At 33.2% G+C, this 1,114-nt stretch carries 3 protein-coding genes; all 3 read right to left on the minus strand.

The genetic code is table 11. The annotated features are described in order from the left end of the window. Nucleotides 1-192: hypothetical protein (locus AC1DPZ_RS27745; RefSeq protein ID WP_477409603.1), on the minus strand; the 192-nt coding region annotated here is incomplete at its 3' end. Nucleotides 193-277: 85 nt separating this feature from the next. After that, the gene (locus AC1DPZ_RS27750) at nt 278-871 is read right to left on the minus strand and encodes a sugar transferase (RefSeq protein ID WP_477409606.1); all 594 of its coding nucleotides are present in this window, start codon (nt 869-871) and stop codon (nt 278-280) included. Between the two features lie 15 nt (nt 872-886). Further along, the coding region (locus AC1DPZ_RS27755; protein WP_477409608.1) for a DegT/DnrJ/EryC1/StrS family aminotransferase at nt 887-1,114 on the minus strand (228 nt) is incomplete at its 5' end.

Here is a 1,114-nt window from a genome sequence, read left to right on the forward strand (position 1 = left end):
GGCTAATATGGTCATGAAAGTTGCAAAAAAAGCCTTGTAGTCGCCCATTCCAACTACAAAATATAAAAACAAGGCTATTGTAAATACCAGCATTTCCTGGTAGTAAGCAAACTTTTGTACCGGCTTTTGTAAAAAAAAAATCAAAAACAAGCCGGCTATAAATGGTGCTGGTATCCTTAATAAATTTGTCATAAAAATGCCAAAGGCAAGTGTATACAGATAGAATACAACAACACCAAAAACGAAAAACTTTTTAAGTAACATGAAAAGTTGGGCTTTATTTAAACAGTTTCTTTATTGTGTAGAAAATTATCTTAACGTCCATCCAAAAATTACGGTTATCAATATACTCCAGGTTTTGATGGATCTTAGATGGGATAATTGTATTTATATAAAGTTCCTCAGGATTGGCAGCGTTTAAAAGCAATTCATTTTCATTGAAATACTTAATTGAAGCCCAGTCAGTTATACCGGGCTTTATGCTTAATACCCTAAGCTGATTTTCTGTATATAATTGTACGTATTTTTGCACTTCGGGCCGCGGACCTACAAAACTCATATCGCCAATAAGAACATTAAACAATTGCGGTAATTCATCAAGCTTGTATTTCCTGAGCCAATAGCCAACCGGGGTTATCCTGTAATCATTATAGCCAATTGTTAATAGTCCCGCCCTGTCAGAATGTGGGTACATTGTTCTGAATTTATAAAGTTTAAATTCAGTTCCATTTTTCCCAACCCGGTTTTGCAAATAAATTACGCCTCCTTTTGAGTTAACCCAGATAATAATGGCGATTAAAAAAAGCAGGGGAGTTAGCAGCAATATTATCGCAATTGCAAAAACTATATCAAAAAATCTTTTTATGATCATTTTTTTACAAACTTTTTAAACCCCAACTTCATTATCAATGGTTAATGGGCTTTTTGCACATGCCAGTTGTTTATCAACAGCATTTATTACGGTTTCTATAATAAAATCAATCTCATCATTTTGAAGTTGCGGATAAATTGGTAACGAGATTTCATTGGCGTATTGTAAATAAGCAGATGGATAATCATTTATTTGATAACCTAAGTCTTTAAACAAAGTCAACATGGGTAATGGTATAAAATG

The sequence above is a fragment of the Mucilaginibacter sp. P4_G9 genome, assembly GCF_056400985.1.